Source organism: Blautia sp. NSJ-175, assembly GCF_022867815.1.
Lineage (GTDB): Bacteria > Bacillota > Clostridia > Lachnospirales > Lachnospiraceae > Blautia > Blautia celeris.
This window is the reverse complement of the sequence record NZ_JALIFQ010000013.1, coordinates 132,335-150,967: the sequence shown is the minus strand read 5'-3', so window position 1 is coordinate 150,967 and position 18,633 is coordinate 132,335. Positions and strand designations below refer to the sequence as shown.

Annotated in this window: 12 protein-coding genes and 1 pseudogene; 8 read left to right on the top strand and 5 right to left on the bottom strand. The window is 48.1% G+C overall.

Going from position 1 to position 18,633, the window contains the following annotated elements:
• Positions 1 to 69: 69 nt before the first annotated feature.
• The 3 genes from MUB35_RS19715 (at position 70) to MUB35_RS19705 (ending at position 4,487) form a co-directional block, all read left to right on the top strand.
• Positions 70 to 1,137 carry a cobalamin B12-binding domain-containing protein gene (locus MUB35_RS19715; protein WP_227210464.1) on the top strand — a complete coding sequence of 356 codons (1,068 nt, stop codon included), beginning with the start codon at positions 70 to 72 and terminating at the stop codon, positions 1,135 to 1,137.
• On the top strand, positions 1,134 to 2,888 hold the full coding sequence (locus tag MUB35_RS19710) for a putative bifunctional diguanylate cyclase/phosphodiesterase (protein WP_244806671.1): 1,755 nt from the start codon (positions 1,134 to 1,136) through the stop codon (positions 2,886 to 2,888). The genes MUB35_RS19715 and MUB35_RS19710 overlap by 4 nt, the downstream gene beginning before the upstream one ends.
• Before the next feature lie 66 nt (positions 2,889 to 2,954).
• Positions 2,955 to 4,487 (top strand): amidase family protein, encoded by a 1,533-nt coding sequence (locus MUB35_RS19705; RefSeq protein WP_244806670.1) that lies wholly within the window; start codon positions 2,955 to 2,957, stop codon positions 4,485 to 4,487.
• A 60-nt stretch (positions 4,488 to 4,547) separates the two neighbouring features.
• On the opposite strand, the gene MUB35_RS19700 is transcribed toward MUB35_RS19705, so the two are convergent.
• The 5 genes from MUB35_RS19700 to MUB35_RS19680 form a co-directional block, all read right to left on the bottom strand.
• Positions 4,548 to 6,806: an ATP-binding cassette domain-containing protein gene (locus MUB35_RS19700; protein WP_244806669.1), complete on the bottom strand. Its 2,259-nt coding sequence runs from the start codon at positions 6,804 to 6,806 to the stop codon at positions 4,548 to 4,550.
• A 106-nt stretch (positions 6,807 to 6,912) separates the two neighbouring features.
• A complete protein-coding gene (locus MUB35_RS19695; RefSeq protein WP_033139503.1) occupies positions 6,913 to 7,599 on the bottom strand; it encodes an ABC transporter ATP-binding protein in 687 nt (228 codons plus the stop codon).
• Positions 7,600 to 7,621: 22 nt separating this feature from the next.
• Positions 7,622 to 10,048 (bottom strand): ABC transporter permease, encoded by a 2,427-nt coding sequence (locus tag MUB35_RS19690; protein ID WP_412242395.1) that lies wholly within the window; start codon positions 10,046 to 10,048, stop codon positions 7,622 to 7,624.
• Positions 10,049 to 10,298: 250 nt separating this feature from the next.
• The gene (locus tag MUB35_RS19685; protein WP_244806667.1) at positions 10,299 to 11,711 is read right to left on the bottom strand and encodes a sensor histidine kinase; all 1,413 of its coding nucleotides are present in this window, start codon (positions 11,709 to 11,711) and stop codon (positions 10,299 to 10,301) included.
• Positions 11,712 to 12,413 (bottom strand): response regulator transcription factor, encoded by a 702-nt coding sequence (locus MUB35_RS19680; RefSeq protein WP_054351336.1) that lies wholly within the window; start codon positions 12,411 to 12,413, stop codon positions 11,712 to 11,714. It lies immediately after the preceding gene.
• Between the two features lie 196 nt (positions 12,414 to 12,609).
• On the opposite strand from MUB35_RS19680, the pseudogene MUB35_RS19675 reads away from it, so the two are divergent.
• From MUB35_RS19675 to MUB35_RS19655, 5 genes and pseudogenes are all read left to right on the top strand, one after another.
• Positions 12,610 to 13,275 (top strand): annotated as a pseudogene (locus MUB35_RS19675) (hypothetical protein); the annotation flags it as partial.
• Positions 13,276 to 13,684: 409 nt separating this feature from the next.
• Entirely contained in the window at positions 13,685 to 14,356 is a 672-nt protein-coding gene (locus MUB35_RS19670; RefSeq protein ID WP_033139626.1) for a response regulator transcription factor, read from the top strand.
• Positions 14,353 to 15,537: a sensor histidine kinase gene (locus MUB35_RS19665; RefSeq protein WP_244806666.1), complete on the top strand. Its 1,185-nt coding sequence runs from the start codon at positions 14,353 to 14,355 to the stop codon at positions 15,535 to 15,537. Before MUB35_RS19670 ends, MUB35_RS19665 begins: the two co-directional genes overlap by 4 nt.
• 94 nt (positions 15,538 to 15,631) lie before the next feature.
• Entirely contained in the window at positions 15,632 to 16,312 is a 681-nt protein-coding gene (locus MUB35_RS19660; RefSeq protein WP_227210473.1) for an ABC transporter ATP-binding protein, read from the top strand.
• A gap of 6 nt (positions 16,313 to 16,318) precedes the next feature.
• Positions 16,319 to 18,532 carry an ABC transporter permease gene (locus MUB35_RS19655; protein WP_244806665.1) on the top strand — a complete coding sequence of 738 codons (2,214 nt, stop codon included), beginning with the start codon at positions 16,319 to 16,321 and terminating at the stop codon, positions 18,530 to 18,532.
• The last annotated feature ends 101 nt before the right edge of the window (positions 18,533 to 18,633 follow it).

Below are 18,633 nucleotides of genomic sequence, written 5' to 3'. Positions count from 1 at the left end.
GATGTAAATTTCTGCCAATATTTGTTATAATGAATCTGTTACAAATTATGTGGTAAAGTAGATGAGAAGATGGGATTATTAAAGTTTGAATCAGAACCGGAGTTTGGGAAACTGGCGGAATATGTATCTGCCTGTCAGCCCTGCGGCGCATTAGAGGCAGAAGGATACTGTGCGCCGGAGAAAAGGCTTTTTCGGGAATATACCGGGTTTACTGTGGATTTTCTGTATGCATCTGTGCAGTTGGATGACAAAAAGATATTTGAGGACTACGTTTTGTGGTTTTATGAGCTTCTCTGTCCTGTTATGGCAGATATGCCGAAACATAGAGTGCGTGCCCTTCTTCTGAGCCACTTTTCAGTAGTCGAAAACGGCGCGGAGCAGATTTTTGCCGGGGCAGGGCTGAAAAAACTGAAAAGGTTTATCGGGTACGGGAAGAGGGCTGCAGCAGACGCCGAAGTGACAGGGAAATCTCCGGAGCCGTTAAGGTACGGGAAATACGAAAAAGAGCGGCAGCGGTACTTAGATGCGCTTATGCGGTCAGATACAAAAAGTGCAGTCGCTGTGGCAGCGGAGTTTTTACAGACCGGAATTCCTGTTGAGGATATTCTGGTGGAAATCCTGGGGGAAACCATGAGAGGGGTGGGAGAGCTATGGCACAGCCATCAGATTTCCGTGGACATGGAACATTATTGTACATCCACCACCCAGCTTGCGTCAGCGCAGCTGTATCCTGTTATTTTTCGGCAGAGGCGGAAGAAGAAAAAGGTACTGGCAGCATGCGTGGGAAGTGAGCTGCATGAAATGGGAGCCCGCATGACAGCGGATCTTTTTGAATACAATGGATGGGACAGTATCTATCTGGGGGCGGGGGCAGATATTTCTTATGTCCTGAAACAGATACAAGACCACAGGCCTGATCTGGCGGCGTTTTCAGTGACTATGCCTCAGTATTTGGTTCAGTGCCAGGAGATGGTTGACAGGCTGAAAGCATGTTATCCTGACCTGAAGATCGCAGTGGGAGGCAATGCGTTTCAGAGTTTGAGTAAAATACAGGGGAACTGGAGGATAGATGTATATGCCCGGGATGCAAGGGAACTTGTGCGGTGGGCGGATGATACATTTGCAGATGAGATATGATTGGTTATCTTGCATTATGTGATTTGCACTGGAAGATTACGAAAGTAATCCGCAGCATTCCTGTAAGCCTGGCAGAGCCGGGACAGGATGCAAGGGAGATTTTTGCGGACAGGGAGGTTCTGGACAGGCTTTTGGAGCAGGATACAGAACAGATGGTTTCTGCCCGCAGGCAGCTTCGTGGAAAAGAGCACCTATCTGTGTTTGTCACAGTAAAGCCTGTCAGGGAACAGGTACTTCTGTCTGTATACGATATGGAAAATGCAGACTGGCTGCCCCGGATGGCAGAGCTGCAGCTTTCTGCCCTGGATGAATTGGCTTCTCTTGGAACAGGACCTTACGGGGAGTCATATTTTGAAATCCAAAAGGTAAACAACCGGCTCATCAATTCCCAGAGAGCGCTTGCAAAAGCAAATGTACTGCTGAAAGAGACGCTTGAGGAGATGCGCAGGGCGGAAAACACCATTGAGATCCTTAAAAGAGATCCGGTTACCAATCTTCTCACGGAGAAGATATTTTATGAACGGGCACAGGTAATGCTTGAGGAGAATCCGGGACAGGCGTTTGATATAATCGCAGTGGATATAGAGCGGTTTAAAATTATCAATGATGCATTCGGAACGGCTGCGGGAAACCAGCTTCTCAGCGATCTTTCCGTCTGCTTACTGGATATCAGAGTGGACGAAAAGTCTCTGTTTGCAAGGATAAGGGCAGACCTTTTTGCGGTGCTGGTTCCCCGTGAAGAAGGGGTGTATGGAAGGCTGGAACACAGTCTTAACTGTTTTTTGAAAAATTATCCGCTGCCTATGCGCCTCACTGTAAAAATCGGCGTTTACCAGATTGAAGAGCGGGATATTCCTGTGGAAAGAATGTGTGACAGGGCATTTATCGCAGCAGGCAGCATTAAGGGAATGTATGCGAAAAAGATAGTCTTCTACAATAATGCCATGCGGGAAAAAATGCTTTTTGAACAGAAGATTTTAGATACCATGGTTGAGGCGCTTGAACAGGGACAATTTCAGATCCATCTGCAGCCAAAGGTCAGAGTAAACACAGAGGAAGTAGTTGGCGCTGAGGCTCTGGTGCGATGGGAACATCCGGAGCTGGGGCTGCTGTCACCGGCTGACTTTTTGCCTGTTTTTGAAAGGAATGGATTTATCTATTCCCTGGATCTGTATGTCTGGCATAAGGTCTGCTCTGCCATGCAGCGGTGGAGGCAGATGGGAGGAGCGGATATTCCTGTGGCCGTAAATGTTTCACGCATGGACATCTATCATGGAGACCTTCCGTCCCTCTTTACTGAACTGGTAAAGGATTACGGCCTGGAGCCGAAAAACCTTCATCTTGAGATAACGGAATCCGCATACATATCAGATTCCAGGCAGCTTCTTTTGGTAGTGGAACAGCTCAGAAAAACAGGATTTGTGGTTGAGATGGATGATTTCGGAAGCGGATACTCGTCCTTGAATATGCTGTCAGAGCTGCCGGTTGACGTGTTGAAGCTGGATCTTAAATTTCTGCGCACAGGGACAGATGCCGGTCGAAGACACCGGATCATGCAGGCGGTCATTGACTTGGCCCATACGCTCCATCTTCTGGTTATAGCGGAAGGTGTGGAGACAAAAGAAGAATCTCTGCTCTTGGAAGAGATGGGCTGTCAGTATGCACAGGGATATTATTATGGGAGGCCTGTGCCGGAAAATGAATTTGAGAAACGTTTTCTTCATTTGGAGTGCCAAAAGAAAGAGTATTAAATCCCGGAAGGTATATAATAAGAATATGGATTTATTACGGTACCCTGAATAAAAATGGAGGAAACAATGAGTAAGAAGCTTAAAATAACAATACGTTTGGTTTTACTGTTTTTCATATTAGCGGTGGGAGCGGTCATTCTGTATATAAAAAAGACAGCGCCGCCCGGTGAGGAATGGATCGCATACAACAATGATAAGGTCATAGAAGCCATTGACAGACAGCTTCAGGCCATAGATACGGATTCCCTGATCAGAGAAAAAGAGCAGTATGTGGTAGGAAAAAGTATTGAGGAGATCCAGAAGGCTGTAAAAGAAGGGCAGATCACCTATGAGGAGCTTACAGCGGTGTGCTTATACCGTATAAAAACGCTGGATCAAAAGGAAAAGGGGTATAATTCGGTCATATCCATCAATGAACATGCTATGGAGGAGGCAGTAAAAAGAGACTCCGGTATCAGGGAAACAGGGAAAGAGACCTCCGGAATTTACGGTATCCCTGTCATGCTTAAGGATAACATCAATACTTCTGACATGCCGACCAGCGCCGGAGCGGAGGCGTTTTCCGCTTTCCGCCCGTCTGAGGATGCCGAACTGGTAAGAAAGCTGAAGGAAAATGGTGCGGTTATTTTAGGGAAAAATAATCTGTCTGAGTTTGCAAACTATGTATCCAGTGTTATGCCATCCGGATACAGCGGAAATAAAGGGCAGACGGTCAATCCATTCGGGCCGCTGAAAATATCTCCCTCCGGTTCAAGCAGCGGCAGTGCGGTGGCGGTTACAGCGGATTTGGTTCCGGTTTCCGTAGGTACAGAGACGGATGGCTCGATTGTGGCTCCGTCCTCCGCTAACTCAGTGGTAGGATTCAAGCCCACCAGAGACAGCATATCAGGGGAGGGAATCTTGCCCCTGATCAGGAAAATAGATACAGCCGGGCCCATTGCAAAAAGTGTGAAGGATGCCGCCATCGCTTACGAGGGGGCGACAGGTGCACAGATATCCCAGGATTTTGACAAAGATGCTTTGTCAGGAAAAACCATCGGCATTGTCTCATATGAATATAACGATGCCGGGATGCTGTCAGAATTAAAAAAGAAACTGCAGGAACTGGGGGCAGACACTGTTGACGTGGAATTAGATGCCGGTAAGGTTACTGTTTTTAATCTCATCCATCTTACCTTCCGAAAAGATTATGAGGATTACGCGGCAGAGTATGGCCTTCCCATGAAGACTTTAAAGGATTTGCTGAGATACAATGAAGAAGAACCAAAGAGAAGAATCAAATACGGGCAGGACTGGCTGGAAGAAGCGGAAAATGCTCCGGGTACGGATGATGAGATCAGCAAATCCATTCAGACTGCAGATCAGGTATTAGACACACTGTTCCGGGAAAAAAATCTGGACGGAATCGCCTTTTTGAACAGTACGGCTTCCACATACCCCGCAGCGGCCGGATATCCGGAATTGACGGTACCGTTTGGTACGGATAAGAACAACGTACCGCAGGGAATAACCTTTGCGGCTCGGCCGGGAGAGGATGAAAAGCTGTTAAATTTGGGGTATAGTTTTGAGAGCCATGTAAATGGACGTTTAACACTTTAGGGAAGAAAGCCGCCGCGGGGAAGTAAAACATGTCCCCATGGCGGCTGTTTTCATACTGTTTTATCCACGTTCCAGAGATTTTCTGAGGTATCTGGCGGTGATGGTATCGGCGTTTTGGACCATTTCCTGAGGTGTTCCGGTAAATACCACTCGGCCTCCGCCTGTTCCGCCGTCAGGCCCCACATCAATAATATAATCTGCCTGTTTCATCACGTCCAGATTGTGCTCGATCACAATGACTGTGCTGCCGCGCTTTACAAAGCTGTCCAGAAGTCTCATGATATTCTTCACGTCTGAGGCATGCAGACCTGTGGTGGGTTCGTCCAGCAGATAGATGTTTCCCTTTTTATCCAGGTGTTTTGCCAGCTTTACCCTCTGACGTTCTCCTCCTGAGAGGGTGGACAGGGGCTGGCCGAGGGTCAGATAGGACAGTCCTGCCTCTATCATGGCCCGGAGCTGTTTATGGATTTTTTTGTTGTCCCAAAAGAACTCTGCAGCCTCCTCAGCGGTCATATTTAAAATGTCCAGTATGTTCTTTCCCCTGAAGCGGTAGGACAATGCCTCGTCGCTGTACCGGCTTCCCTCGCAGACCTCGCAAACAGTGGTGACAGGGTCCATGAAGACCAGTTCTGTTACAACCACACCTTTGCCCTTGCAGGCAGGGCAGGCTCCCTTGCTGTTAAAGGAGAAGAGGGCGGCATCTACTCCGTTTTCGGCAGCCAGCAGTTTGCGGATATCGTCAAAAAATCCCAAAAAAGTGGCGGGAGCGGAGCGGCCCGTGGCAGTGATGGGAGACTGGTCCACCAGTACCACACGGTCTTCGTACTGCTTTGCGAATACATCCCGGATAAGACTGGATTTGCCGGAGCCGGCCACGCCTGTGACCACGGTCAGTACATTGGTTGGAATGTCAACAGATACATGCTTCAGGTTGTGGATATCCGCGTTCCTTACGGGAAGGAACTCTTTTGCTGTTCTCGGATTTTGTTTGACGGGAATGTATTCTGACATGGCGTTTCCCGTCAGGGTTTTTGACCGGAGCAGTCCTTCATAACTGCCCTGGTAGAGAATCTGTCCGCCGTTTCTGCCTGCCAGAGGGCCTACATCAATGACCTCATCGGCTATGGAGATCACATCCTTGTCGTGCTCCACCACGAGGACCGTGTTGCCTTTGTTCCGCAGGCTCTGCAGAAGTTTGGTCATGCGGTGGACATCCCGCGGATGCATTCCGGTGCTTGGCTCGTCAAAAATGTAGGTCATGCCTGTAAGAGAACTTCCCATATAGCGCACCAGCTTCAGACGCTGTGCCTCACCGCCGGAGAGCGTTGTGGATTCCCGGTTCATGCTCAAATAGGGAAGTCCGATCTCAATCATGCGTGTCAGGGAAGCAGTCAGGGTATTGACAATGGTTTCGCCTCTGGGGTCTTTGATCTCCTGCAGGACGGTGCAGAGTCTGGTAAATTCCATATCACACATTTCATCAATGCTGTACCCGTTTATGCGGCAGGAAAGCGCTGCGGGATTCAGGCGCTTTCCACGGCAGACAGGGCATTCACGTTCTTTTACCAGCCTCTTCAGACGGAGGAGGGAGCGGTCACTGGAGTTTGACAGGTCACGTTTGATGAGCAGACGGTTCAGGTGGTTGTAGATGCCTTCTATCTTTTTGTTTACCTGTGTTCCGCCTTTTTCATATGCTCCGTACAGCAGCAGGTTTTTCTCTTCTTCGGAATAATCCCCCCACTTTTTATCAAGATCAAACAATCCGCTCTGTGTGTATTGCTTCCAGTACCAGTTGCCGGAATGGAAGGCAGGCAGTTCCACCATACTTTCATTCCAGCTCTTATCCGGATTCAATACCTGGTCCATGTCCAGATCCAGGATCTTTCCGATACCGGAACATTCCGGGCACATACCGTTGGGGTCATTAAAGGAAAAATAAGATGCCGTCCCCACGTAAGGTTCTCCGATACGTGAAAAGAGCAGGCGCAGCGCAGAATACATATCACTGATGGTCCCCACTGTGGAACGCGCGTTCCCGCCCAGCCTCGTCTGGTCTATGATAACAGAGGCAGTGAGATTGTCTATAAAATCCACTCGCGGTTTTTTGTATTTGGGCAGCCTGCCCCGGATAAATGCCGTGTAGGTTTCATTCATCTGCCTTTGGCTTTCCGCGGCTATGGTGTCAAATACAATGCTGGATTTGCCGGAACCGGAAACACCGGTAAAGACAACTATCTTTTCTTTTGGTATTTCTAAAGATACGTTTTTTAAGTTATTCTGCTTTAATCCCTGGATGATGATCTTATCCTTATGAGACATATCGTTCCTCACTTTCATTTAGACATATGATCCATTATAACAGCATAAGAAATAAATATCCTGACTTTTTTTGCTGTTTTATGACAAGAGCAGAATAAGCCTCCGGTCAGACAAGGATTCCGTCCTGTACGGTTATGATCCGGCTGCTGCTTTTGGCTGCTTCGGGCGAATGGGTCACCATAAGGATCGTCTGCCCGCTTCTGCGGTTGATATCACGAAGCAGGTCCATGATTTCCGCTCCGGTTTTGCTGTCCAGATTTCCTGTGGGTTCATCCGCAAAGAGGATTTCAGGGTTTCCGATCAAAGCGCGGGCGATGGCCACACGCTGCTGCTGGCCTCCGGATAATTCCCGGGGCGTATGCCTGCGCCGGTCCGTCAGACCTGTGACCTCCAGAATCCGGGAGAGCTGTTCTTGGTGATTCGCTGTCTTTTGGCCGTCCAGAAGCAGGGGGAGCATAATGTTCTCTTCCACATTCAGATTGGGGATGAGATTGTAGAACTGAAAGACAAATCCAATTTTCCGCCTTCGTATCCGGCTCATCTTTTCATCATCAAAGCCTGAAATATCGGTTCCGTTCAGATATACATGGCCGCTGGTAGGCGTGTCCAGCCCGCCGAGAATATAGAGCAGTGTGCTTTTCCCGGAACCGGATGGTCCCATAATGGAAACAAATTCACCGCGTGTCACCTGCAGGGAAATATCTCTCAGCACTTTTGTGACCGCATTTCCCATGGGAAATTCTTTTATGAGATGTCTGCCCTCAATGGCAGTTTCGCTGACTGTATGTTTCATGTTATATCCTCCCGTTAATATATTATTCACTTTTGATCTCCTCCACCAGTTTCATCCGCCTGCTTTTGATGATGGGCACAACTGAGCCCAGCAGTGTGATTACAATTCCCATTGCTGCGGAAAAAAAGAAAGTGCCGGCATTTAGTTTGGGAACCATTGAGATTTTGGGTCCGGCTACCAAAAAGATGGTTTGTATTTCAAGATAAGAGACAAAGACAGCTATGGCAGCACCGATCAGTCCGGAAGAAAAGCCTTCTGTCAGTGTCATTTTTATATTCTGGCGGCTGCTTAACCCTACAGATTTATACATGGCAGTAATTCGCCGCTTTTGGATATAGTTGATCAGCAGATTATTGATGATACCTACGGCGGCCAGCAGTAAAATAAAATAAGTCATGCTGTGCATGGGCTGTAAGAAGGTGCCCACAGTGGAAAGGGCGTCGGTGTTGAATTCCTTCACCGTCCGGCTCCAGTTTGCCGTTTCACCAAACAGACTGCGGATCTGTACCATGACTGCATCCGGGTCAGCGGCAGTGTAGGCGAGAAAGTCATATGCCTGAGCTCCAAAATCCGAAACTGCGCAGACAGAGGGAATGACTGCCTCCGCATCGGTAGCCCTTGATTTGAAACTGCCGATCACCAGATAATGATACCGGTTTGTGCCGTTTGACAGAACAAGGGTATCTCCCTTTGAAAATCCGGTCTGCTTCATACAGTCTTCGCTGAGAAGGATGACGCGTTCAGACCCAAAAGCAGCGGCAGCCCGGGACTGCTCTGTATTTTTCGTATAATGGATGGCAAGCATGGAGCTGTACAGGTCCAGGTCATCCGCCGCCTCCACACGTCCCAGGGCGATACCTTCTGCCTGCAGCCGGTTATCCAGGATATGGAGCGGGAGCACTTTTTCAACCCCATCCAGCCCTTTTACCTGTTCTACAAATGCCGGTTCCATATGCCCGTCAGCAAATCCCTGAAGTTCGGCGCCCCTGAATACATCGCTGACGTAAGTGGTTACAAAATCCCCCACAACGGATATGGCAATCACAGCGGAAATGCTGATGAACAGAAGTGTGATATTTTGTATCACATTTTTATTGCCGCGCATATTGCGGGCAGCCAGTTTCCCTTCGTTTCCTAGAATGATTCCGTAAATACGCTCCAAAACCACGGCAGTCCGATCTGTGAGCAGGGGTACAAGGATAATGGCAGCCGCGATCAGTCCCAGAAGGGATATGCCTCCCATGAGGTACAGCATATTTCCGGAGACAGTCCTTGGAAGGATGACAGAGAACAGGAATAACAGGATGCCGGCCGCGGCAGTCAGGCGTCCGGATATCTGCTTTTCCTCCGTAATACCCAGAACCACTTCTTTTACAGGCAGGCGGTTTGTCCTGTGTATGGGCAGCCACGCAGATAAAAGAGAGGCGCTTACAGCCACAGCAAATGAGAAAATAACGCTGAAAGGGGTGATGACAGCCGGAATCTCAATGCCTTGTGAGAGGGAGCGGCTCATGCCCTGCAGAATGCATTTCAGGACCAGTATCCCTGTCGGAATGCCGAGCAGTCCGCCGATACATCCGTACAGGCTGCTTTCCAGCATGAGAATGCCTGTGAGGTTTTTTTTTGCTGCCCCGATGCTGCGGAAGGTTCCGATTATGGGGAGTCGTTCCAGGGTTATCACTTTGTAGCTGCTGTAAATGATGAATATACTCATGGTCAGCGAGAAAAAGCTGATGAGGAAAAAGGGCATGGACTTTTGCCGTGCATCGGCGGTTACCTGGTCTTCGCTGAACGTTTCGGTTATCCGGTATGTTTCAGCCGGCAGGGCTGTTTCCAGATCTTTTTTCAAAGTTTCTGCGGAAACTCCCTGGGAGGGCTTAATCAGAATCTCACTGTATCCGTCTGTATAACCCAGGAGGCTGTGCAGAAAGGAGAGGGGAAGCAGCGCGGTGGCCCCTCTTGTATGCCGCAGGAAGAAGGTGTCATAGGCGGCAATCTCAGCTACATCCAGTTTTATGGATTCCCCGTTTATCTGCAGGGTTATGGCATCTCCTTTTTGAATGCCGTATTTTGAGGTGAATCGGTCCGGCAGAATGATTCGGCTGCCGGAAAAATCCGAGATATCTTTCCCGTCAGCGAGCCGCGGGGGATTGATCTTTTTAAGTTCTGAAAGCTCGGCGGCTGCCAGGTCAATGGTCTCGTAATAACCGTTTTCGTGGTACAGAGCACTGCCCTTTAGTATACCGGCTTTCGCGTCAATGGACAAAAGATCGGGAATCTCATCGGTATGGATGAGACCTTCTTTTGCGGACACGGAAACCGCCGCGCTTCCCGCCATTCCCCGTGCCATTTTTTGCTGGGCACTTTCATAGGAAGCGCCAATGGAGAAGGAGACAAACAGCAGAGTGGACGACAGGAGTATGGACAGGATCATAACGCCTGTCCTCATCTTTTTTTCTTTCACATTTGTCAGAATGTATTTTATAATAATCTTCAAGATACACCTACTTTCTGCCGGAGGAATCCTTTGATTCCTTCAGAGCGTTTAGAATTGTTGTATGTAGTTTCCAGATGCATACGGCGGTCTTTTTCCATTTCACTTTCTCACCTCCCGGTATTAATGAAAAAGGCTGACAGTTATCATAGATACATGATAAACTGTCAACCTTAACGGGAGTTGCAGATAACCTTAATTAACCTTAATGCAGAGGAAATGCGATCGTAAATACAGTTCCCGTGCCGGGAGAACTGGAGACGGAAATCCTTCCGCCGTGGAGTTCCACAATATCTTTTGCTATGGCAAGGCCAAGCCCGGTTCCTTCTCTTTTCTGGTCTGTGGAGGTTCCACGGTAATACCGCTGGAAGATCTGTTTCGTTTCCGCGGCGGTCATCCCTTTTCCGTTGTCACTTACAGTTATCTGCAGTGTGGAATCGGGGACAGAGACGGAAATGGCAGCTTCCGTATCCGATGTTCCGTGGGCAAAAGCATTGAGAATCAGGTTTTGGAATGCTCTTGTGAAAAGTGTCCGGTCAAAGGAATAGGGAATCGTCTCCGCGGCAGCTTCAAAGCGGATCGTGCGCTGTTCATATTCCGGGGAGTTGAGAAGATCGATCACCAGCTCTTTTAAAAAGCGCACAATATTTTCTTCCCGGGGGTCCATGGGAACCATATTGTTTGTCAGCTGATAAGTGAGCTTCAGGTCATTGATCAGTGTTTCCATGTAGGCGGAGTTTTTCAATATGATGTCTGCATACTGCCTGCACTGTTCTTGGTTTATACTGCCGGAGTCCAGAAGCAGTTCCGCGTAACCTTTTATCGGTGAGAGGGGTGTTTTCAAATCATGGGTGATATTGGCGATCCATTCCTCTCTCATCCGGTCCGTTTCAGCCTGTAGGCGGTCGCTTTCCCTGATTTCTTGGTCCATCCGGTTCAGACTGTCATAAATCTCGAAAAAAGTTCCCTTTCCCTGAACGGGAAGATAGCTGCGCGCAGCGATCTCCCGGATGGAGTCAGTGAGCTGCTTCACGGCCTCAGCGGTCCGAAAGCCGTAGAGCATGCCGGATATAGAGAGGACGAGAAAGAGTATGGCTGTCACCGGCAGGATCACAGCCTTACCGGCAGTAAAATGCTCTCCGTTCAAATACATGGTGACTTTGGAAACTTTCACAGGAAAGAAAAGGATGTAACTGTATTCTCTGTCCTTAAGTGACAGGGTTTTTATAACTGCTGTAAGGCTGCTGCTTTTGAGCCTGCCTGTCTTGGAGATGGAAAGCAGGCTTGCAGCAGAGTAGGATTGCTCAGCCTGACTCGGTTTTTGATAATGAAAAAGCTCAAAACCGGTGGAGTCGAGAATCTGAATGCCGATTTCATTTTCCCGAAGAAGTTCCAAGCCGTTTTGCTTAACCCCGGGGCCATCCTCTTTAAAAATGATCTGCTCCTGGAAGCTGTCGGAAAACTTCACGGGCCAGTCACTCCGCACAAAGGTACCGTCGGGTTTTCGTAAGGTGATAAGCCAGCAGATGAGCGCTGCCGCTGCAAGAAGGGTTCCCAGCAGAGACAGGAAAAAAATGAGATACATATGAAACATGGTGCGGCATCCTGATTTTTTCATCTAATCAGTCCTTTTCCTGAGCTTGTATCCCAGGCCTTTCACTGTGATCAGTTGTCTGGGTCTGGAAGGGGCATCCTCTATTTTTTCCCGCAGATGGCGGATGTGTACCATAATGGTATTGTCACAGATGCTGCTGTACTCCCCCCATACCTGTTCATAGAGACGCTCTTTGCTGATGATTTTATCCGTATTTTCCATAAAATAGGCGAGGAGAAGAAATTCCCTTCCTGTCAAGGGGAGCTCCGCACCGGATTTGTATGCCCGTCCGCTCTCCCTGTCAATGGTAAGAGGACCCGCACTCAGAACAGCGGTGCTGCAGGAGAGACCGGCCGCATATTTCTGCCGGCGCAGCTGAGCCTTGATTCGGAAAACCACTTCCCGGGGACTGAAGGGCTTGGTGATATAGTCATCACCGCCGCAGGAGAGCCCTAATATTTTATCAATTTCATCGTTCTTTGAGGAGAGGAACAGGATGGAACAATAAGAGAATTCCCGGATCTTCCTGCAAACCTCCAGTCCGTCAAGGTCCGGAAGCATAATGTCCAGAATCATCACATCGGGCTGAAATTCCCGGCAGACTGCCAGCGCATCCATTCCGGTACAGGCCTTCCGGATGTTTCGGAAACCGTCCTGTATCAACACCTCTTCCAGCAAATCAGCGATATCTTTTTCGTCATCTACCAATAGGATCTTTTCGTCCATAATTTCCACCTGTTCTTTCTGCGTAGGGATTTGTGCTGCTGTTATGCAATATTATATTTCGTAAATGAAAAAGATACAAGACTAAAGATGCGCGGAATGCAAGACCTGTGGATCAAGCAGAAATTATGCCATAAATCAGGGTATCCGAAGCAGCACGTCTCACGGACTTTCCATGATATAAGTCCGTTTATATCGCGGTGGAATGTCAGGAGAGACTGGATATGAGCTGTTTGGAGACAGCGCGGACGGTTCTGTCATCTGGCATGAGGTGGCAGAAGCAGGAAAAGAATTTGGCCTTCGCCAGCTGGGAATGCGCAGTCTGATGCTGAATCATCTGCAGGCGTATTTTCCGACTATCTGGGTAGATTTTATTCCGGCGGTTGTTCCTGGCGCAGAAGCACTCCATCGCTCTCCTGTGGACTTTGGCTGGGAACATCTGGTGGATAAAACCCGGGATTTTCCGGGTAAGGATGCTGTTTTAGAGGAAGCGGCTGATCCGAAAACAAAATGTGTGACCCTGGAATGGAATACAGAGGACTGTATAACTATCTTCACATCTCTTTTTGATGAAGACGAGGAACCTTTTGAACAGATGGGGCTGCCAGTAAATACCTCTGATTTTTCAAGTGCAATCCCTCAGTTTATTCCGGCATTTAATAAGAAACATGAAATGATAGGTCTTGTATCCAACCGGGGATACAGCTGCCAGTTCAGAAAGGTAATCTCCTTGGCAGACCTTGACATCCGTTATACTCAGGAAGGAACCGAAGTTTATGTGCTGTACGGTTCTGAGGGCTGCCGTCAGATGATGGTCCGCGCAGTAGTTACCCGCACACCGTACAAAAAGGATAATCGAAAATAAAGAATGCAGGATGGGACAGAAAGGCGGATGGTTTGCATCCGCCTTATATGATTTGTAAATGATCAGAGCCCCGTTACTTTTTCCGTCTTTTGCCAGCTTAAGAATCGGCTATGTATCCATTTCAGAACGAATTCCCCAATCGTCATAACCAATAGAGTCTATGCACACTGTTACTGCACATGACTTAACCCGGCATGCCCTGCTGGGTTTTTAGGGGCTTTTTGCTGTTATATCTGCAGAACCATTTCTGCCGGAGCGCCTCATGAACTTGCGGGAGAAAAGCAGAGCATAAAGAAGCCCATAGTATTTCCTCCCCCGTTTTGGTATAATAAATACACTTACATAAAACTAGTTCAGTTAGCTGAACAGTCAGATAATACCAATGAAATATGAAAGTGAGAGCAGAAAAATGATAGATCTGTATTACGCGGAAGATGACGAGACTGTTGCACAGGCGGTAAAAGAATATCTTGAGCAGGAAAACTTCCGGGTAACGGTTTTTTCCATGCTTGCGGGCATGAAACAGGCATTGAGAAGCAGGCAGCCGGACCTGGTCCTTTTAGACTGGAACATGCCGGATGGGCAGGGGAGCGAACTGTGCGGCTGGCTCCGCGCGAGATGGCCCTGGCTGCCTGTGATCTTCCTGACTGTCCGCGGCGATTCCCATGACGTGGTTGGCGGATTTCAAAAAGGTGCCGATGATTATGTTGTCAAACCCTTTGAACTAGAGGTGCTGCACTCGCGTATCCTTGCTTTGCTGCGCCGTACAGGCCAGGTGAAAGTGAACTGTTATCATTGCGATTCCCTGACACTGGATATGGATAAGATGTCTGTTTTCTGTGATGGCGAGGAACTTGTTTTAAGCCAGCCGGAATACCAGATTCTTCTTCTTTTGATGGAAAACAAAGGAAAGACCGTAACAAGGAAACAGCTTCTGGAAAAAGTATGGGACAGCAACGGTAATTATGTGAATGATAACACACTGACGGTGACCATAAAACGTTTACGGGAAAAACTGCATCAGCCTGCATGTCTGAAAACCATAAGGAGTTTTGGCTACCGTATGGAGGATACGCTATGACACAACAAAAGAAACAGATGCTGATGACCATACTCCCCATAGTGGTCTGCGCAGCAGGAATCCTGTTTTTGAACAATATGTGGCAGTGCCGGTATGAGAGGGATTCTTACAGGGGTATTTCAGCGCTTTGCCAGACCATACTGGAAAATGACCCGGGAGCAGAAGAGCTTTTACTTTCTTCTCTGAAAGAATATCAGTCACAGGAAGAGTGGAAAACCGGCGGAAATGTATTCCTGGAGCAGTTCGGATACACGGAGGAGGATTTTTCCGGCAGTAAAGGCTGCGGTGTATTATTTGCAGTCAATGCTGCTGTTTTAATATCGGCAGCATTTTTTCTGTCCTTCCGGTCTGCAAAAAAGCACATTGAGGCGAGGGTATCCGGGCTTACGAAATATCTGGAACAGGTTAATGCGGGAAAAACAGGGACCATTGTTCAAACTATAGAAGATGAATTTTCTCATCTGCAGGATGAAATTTATAAAACCGTCACCAGCTTGTATGTAACAAGAGAAAATGCATTAAAAGCAAAAGAACGTTTTGCGGATAATCTGGCCAACATTGCTCATCAGCTTAAAACACCGCTTACAGCGGCACTTCTATCCCTGCAGCTGATGGAGAAAACAGCTCCGAATACTTATACAAAACCTATCAAGAATCAGTTAGAGCGTCTGAACCGGCTGGAAGAATCCCTGCTGACTCTGTCTAAGATTGATTCCGGGGCACTGCTGCTGGAGCATTCACCTGTGGATGTTTACACTGTACTGAATCTGGCTGTCGAAAATCTGGAAGAGCTGATGCGCAGGGAAAAGGTCATGGCAGACATTCCGGACAAAGGATGCGTGGAATTTCAGGGGGATATGGAATGGACCATGGAGGCTTTGATGAATCTGATAAAAAACTGTGCGGAGCATTCTCCAGAGGGAGGCAGGATTCACTGTGATTATTCCAAAAATCCACTTTATACGGAAATTTTAATCTGGGATGAGGGGCAGGGGTTTGCCCCGGAAGATATTCCCCATCTTTTTGAACGGTTTTACCGGGGGAAGAGAGCCGTTAAGGGCGGAATCGGAATCGGGCTGGCGCTCGCCTGCTCTTTATTTGAACTGCAGGGCGGCACCCTTTCAGCCAGGAATCTGCCGGCAGGAGGCGCTTGTTTTGAAATCCGGTTTTACAGTCACTGAGATGTCATCTTTCTTTGTTATAATATAGCTGCGGGGCAATACAACTGCTTTCCCGCAGTTCGCAGACATATTTTACAGAAGGGAGAGATGAACTTTGGAAGTGTTAAATTGTATTGGAGTAAGGAAAATATACGGCAAAGGCAGCAGTCAGACAGCGGCTCTTAACGGGATTGATCTGTCAGTGGAAAAAGGAGAATTCGCAGCTATCGTGGGGGCCTCCGGTTCCGGAAAATCCACTCTGCTGCATATTCTTGGCAGTGTGGACCGGCCCACAGAAGGGAAGGTCATTGTGGAGGGAACGGATATCTCTTCCATGAATCCCACGCAGGCCGCCATTTTCCGGCGGAGAAAAGTGGGGCTGGTCTATCAGTTTTATAATCTGATTCCAACGCTTACGGTCGAAAAGAATATTCTTATGCCGCTTTTGCTGGATAAAAGAACTGTGGACAGGGAGTATTTTAAACAGGTCATTACCTCACTGGGGATTCAGGACAAACTGGATGCCCTGCCCAGCCAGCTGTCCGGCGGGCAGCAGCAGAGAACGGCCATAGCGAGGGCGTTGATTTACCGTCCGGCTATCCTTTTAGCTGATGAACCAACCGGAAGTCTGGATCGGAAAAACTCCAGGGAGATCATTGATCTGCTGAAATTATCCAACCGGAATCTGGAACAGACGATTCTGCTGATTACCCATGATGAAAAAATAGCACTGGAAGCAGACCGTATCATTGCCATTGAAGATGGCCGCATTGTCAGCGACCGGAAGCGGGGGTAAAAGGTTATGTGGAAAGAATATTCCAGGAGTTACATAAAAAACAACCGGTCATCCGGTATCTCCGTCATGGTGGCTGCTTTTATATCCGCGTTGTTTCTGTCACTGCTCTGCAGCCTGTTTTATAACCTTTGGAAATATGAGGTCGAGAGGATTCAGATAGAGGAAGGAAGCTGGCAGGGGCGTATAGAAGGGAGTTTCGATGAGGATACGCTGGCTGCTGTGAAGAATTTTCCCAATATAGAAAAAGTGGTCATAAATCAGGAAGGGACAGAAGGGGAGAAGGCTGCAGTTGATCTTTATTTTGAAGATATGGGAACGATTCTTGAAGATCTTCCAAAAATTGCCAAATTAGCAGAGGTACCGCCGGAGGCAGTTTCCTGCCATCATTCCCTTTTGGCCATGTATCTCATTCGGGACCCGCAGGATACTGCTCCCAGACTGATCTTTCCGCTTTTTCTGGCGATAACCGCTATGGCCTGTATATCTCTGGTCATGATCATACACAATTCCTTCGCTGTGACTATGAATGCCAGGGTGCATCAGTTTGGCATATTTTCCAGTATAGGAGCTACACCGGGACAGATTCGGACCTGTCTGCTGCAGGAGGCTGCCGCATTGTGTGCAGTACCGGTAGTGTCCGGTAATTTACTGGGTATTATGATTGCAATGGGGCTATTGAAACTGGCAAATATCATGGCGGGAAATCTGGCAGAAGGACGCCATGAAGCAGAATGGGGATATCATCCTCTGGTATTTATATGTACATTTGCTGTTACTGTTTTTACTGTCTGGCTCTCGGCCTGGTATCCTGCAAGAAAACTGAGCCGGCTGACACCACTGGAAGCCATCAAAAATACCGGTGAACTTCCTCTGTACAAGCGGAAGAATTCACGATTATTGTCCTTTTTCTTCGGGTTGGAGGGCGAACTTGCCTCCAATGCGCTGAAGGCACAGAAAAAAGCATGGCGTACTGCTACTTTATCTTTGACCTTTTCTTTTATGGCTTTTACGTTAATGCAGTGTTTCTTTACCCTTACTGATATCAGCACGCGAATGACGTATTTTGAAAAATACCAGAATGTCTGGGATGTGATGGTCACGGTAAAGGATACAGAGATGGATACATTTGGCGGGACAAAACAAATGCAGGAGCTTTTGGATGTGAGAAGCTGTACCGTATACCAGAAAGCGGAAGCAAAACGGTTGATCACAGAGGAAGAAATAAGCGGGCAGTTCCGTGCTGCGGGCGGTTTTGAAAACGCAGATCAGACCTTTGTGTCAGATACAGACAGCGGATGGATGATCCATGCGCCTGTGGTCATATTAGATGATGCCAGTTTTCTTTCGTATTGTGAACAGATTGGTGCAGAACCAAGACTGGATGGCGCTGTGATCCTGAATCGGATCCGGGACAGCAGGAATCCCAATTTCCGCGATCCTGATTACATTCCGTACCTGAAAGAAGACCGGGGAATTACTGTCCTGAGAAGTACAGCAGATGATAAGATGGCAGCAAAGATCCCTGTGATCACCTATACACAGGAGGTTCCTGTTCTGCGGGAGGAGTACGGTACATTGGATTATTATGAACTGGTACATTTCCTTCCGGTTTCCCTGTGGAAGCAGATAAAAACGCCGATTGGCGGAGCAGAGGAAGATTTTTATATCCGGGTACTTGCCGGGGAAAATGCGGCGATGGATGAACTGGACAGATTGGAAAAGGAGGTCACCCGGCTTGTGGGCAGCGGATATACAATAGTAAGCGAAAACCGCATACAGGAAAAGCTTTCCGATGATAAGATGAAAGATGGCATGATGTTGATCTTTGGCGGCTTTTGTGTACTGCTTGCTTTCATTGGAATCGGCAATGTGTTTTCCAATACGCTGGGGTTTGTGCGCCAGCGAAGACGGGAATTTGCCCGTTATATGTCCGTGGGGCTGACACCCGGAGGGATAAAAAAGATGTTCTGTGTTGAGGCTCTGATCATTGCCGGGCGCCCGGTATTGGTGACCCTGCCGCTTACCATCCTTCTGGCTGCGCTTATGCTGAAGGCAAGTTACCTGGAGCCCATGATTTTTATAAGAGAAGCTCCGTTCATACCTGTGCTGGCATTTATAATCGCTGTTTTTGCTTTTGTGGCGCTGGCTTATTATATTGGCGGGAAAAAAGTTCTGCGGTATAAGCTGGCTGATATTTTGCGGGACGATACCATGAACTGAACCGGCAGAGTGTTCACATGATCCCTGTCAGGGTTTCCTCTCGAATCCTGTCAGTCCAGGGAAGACAGCAGGAGTTTTCAGCTGATACCCACCGAAAAAGC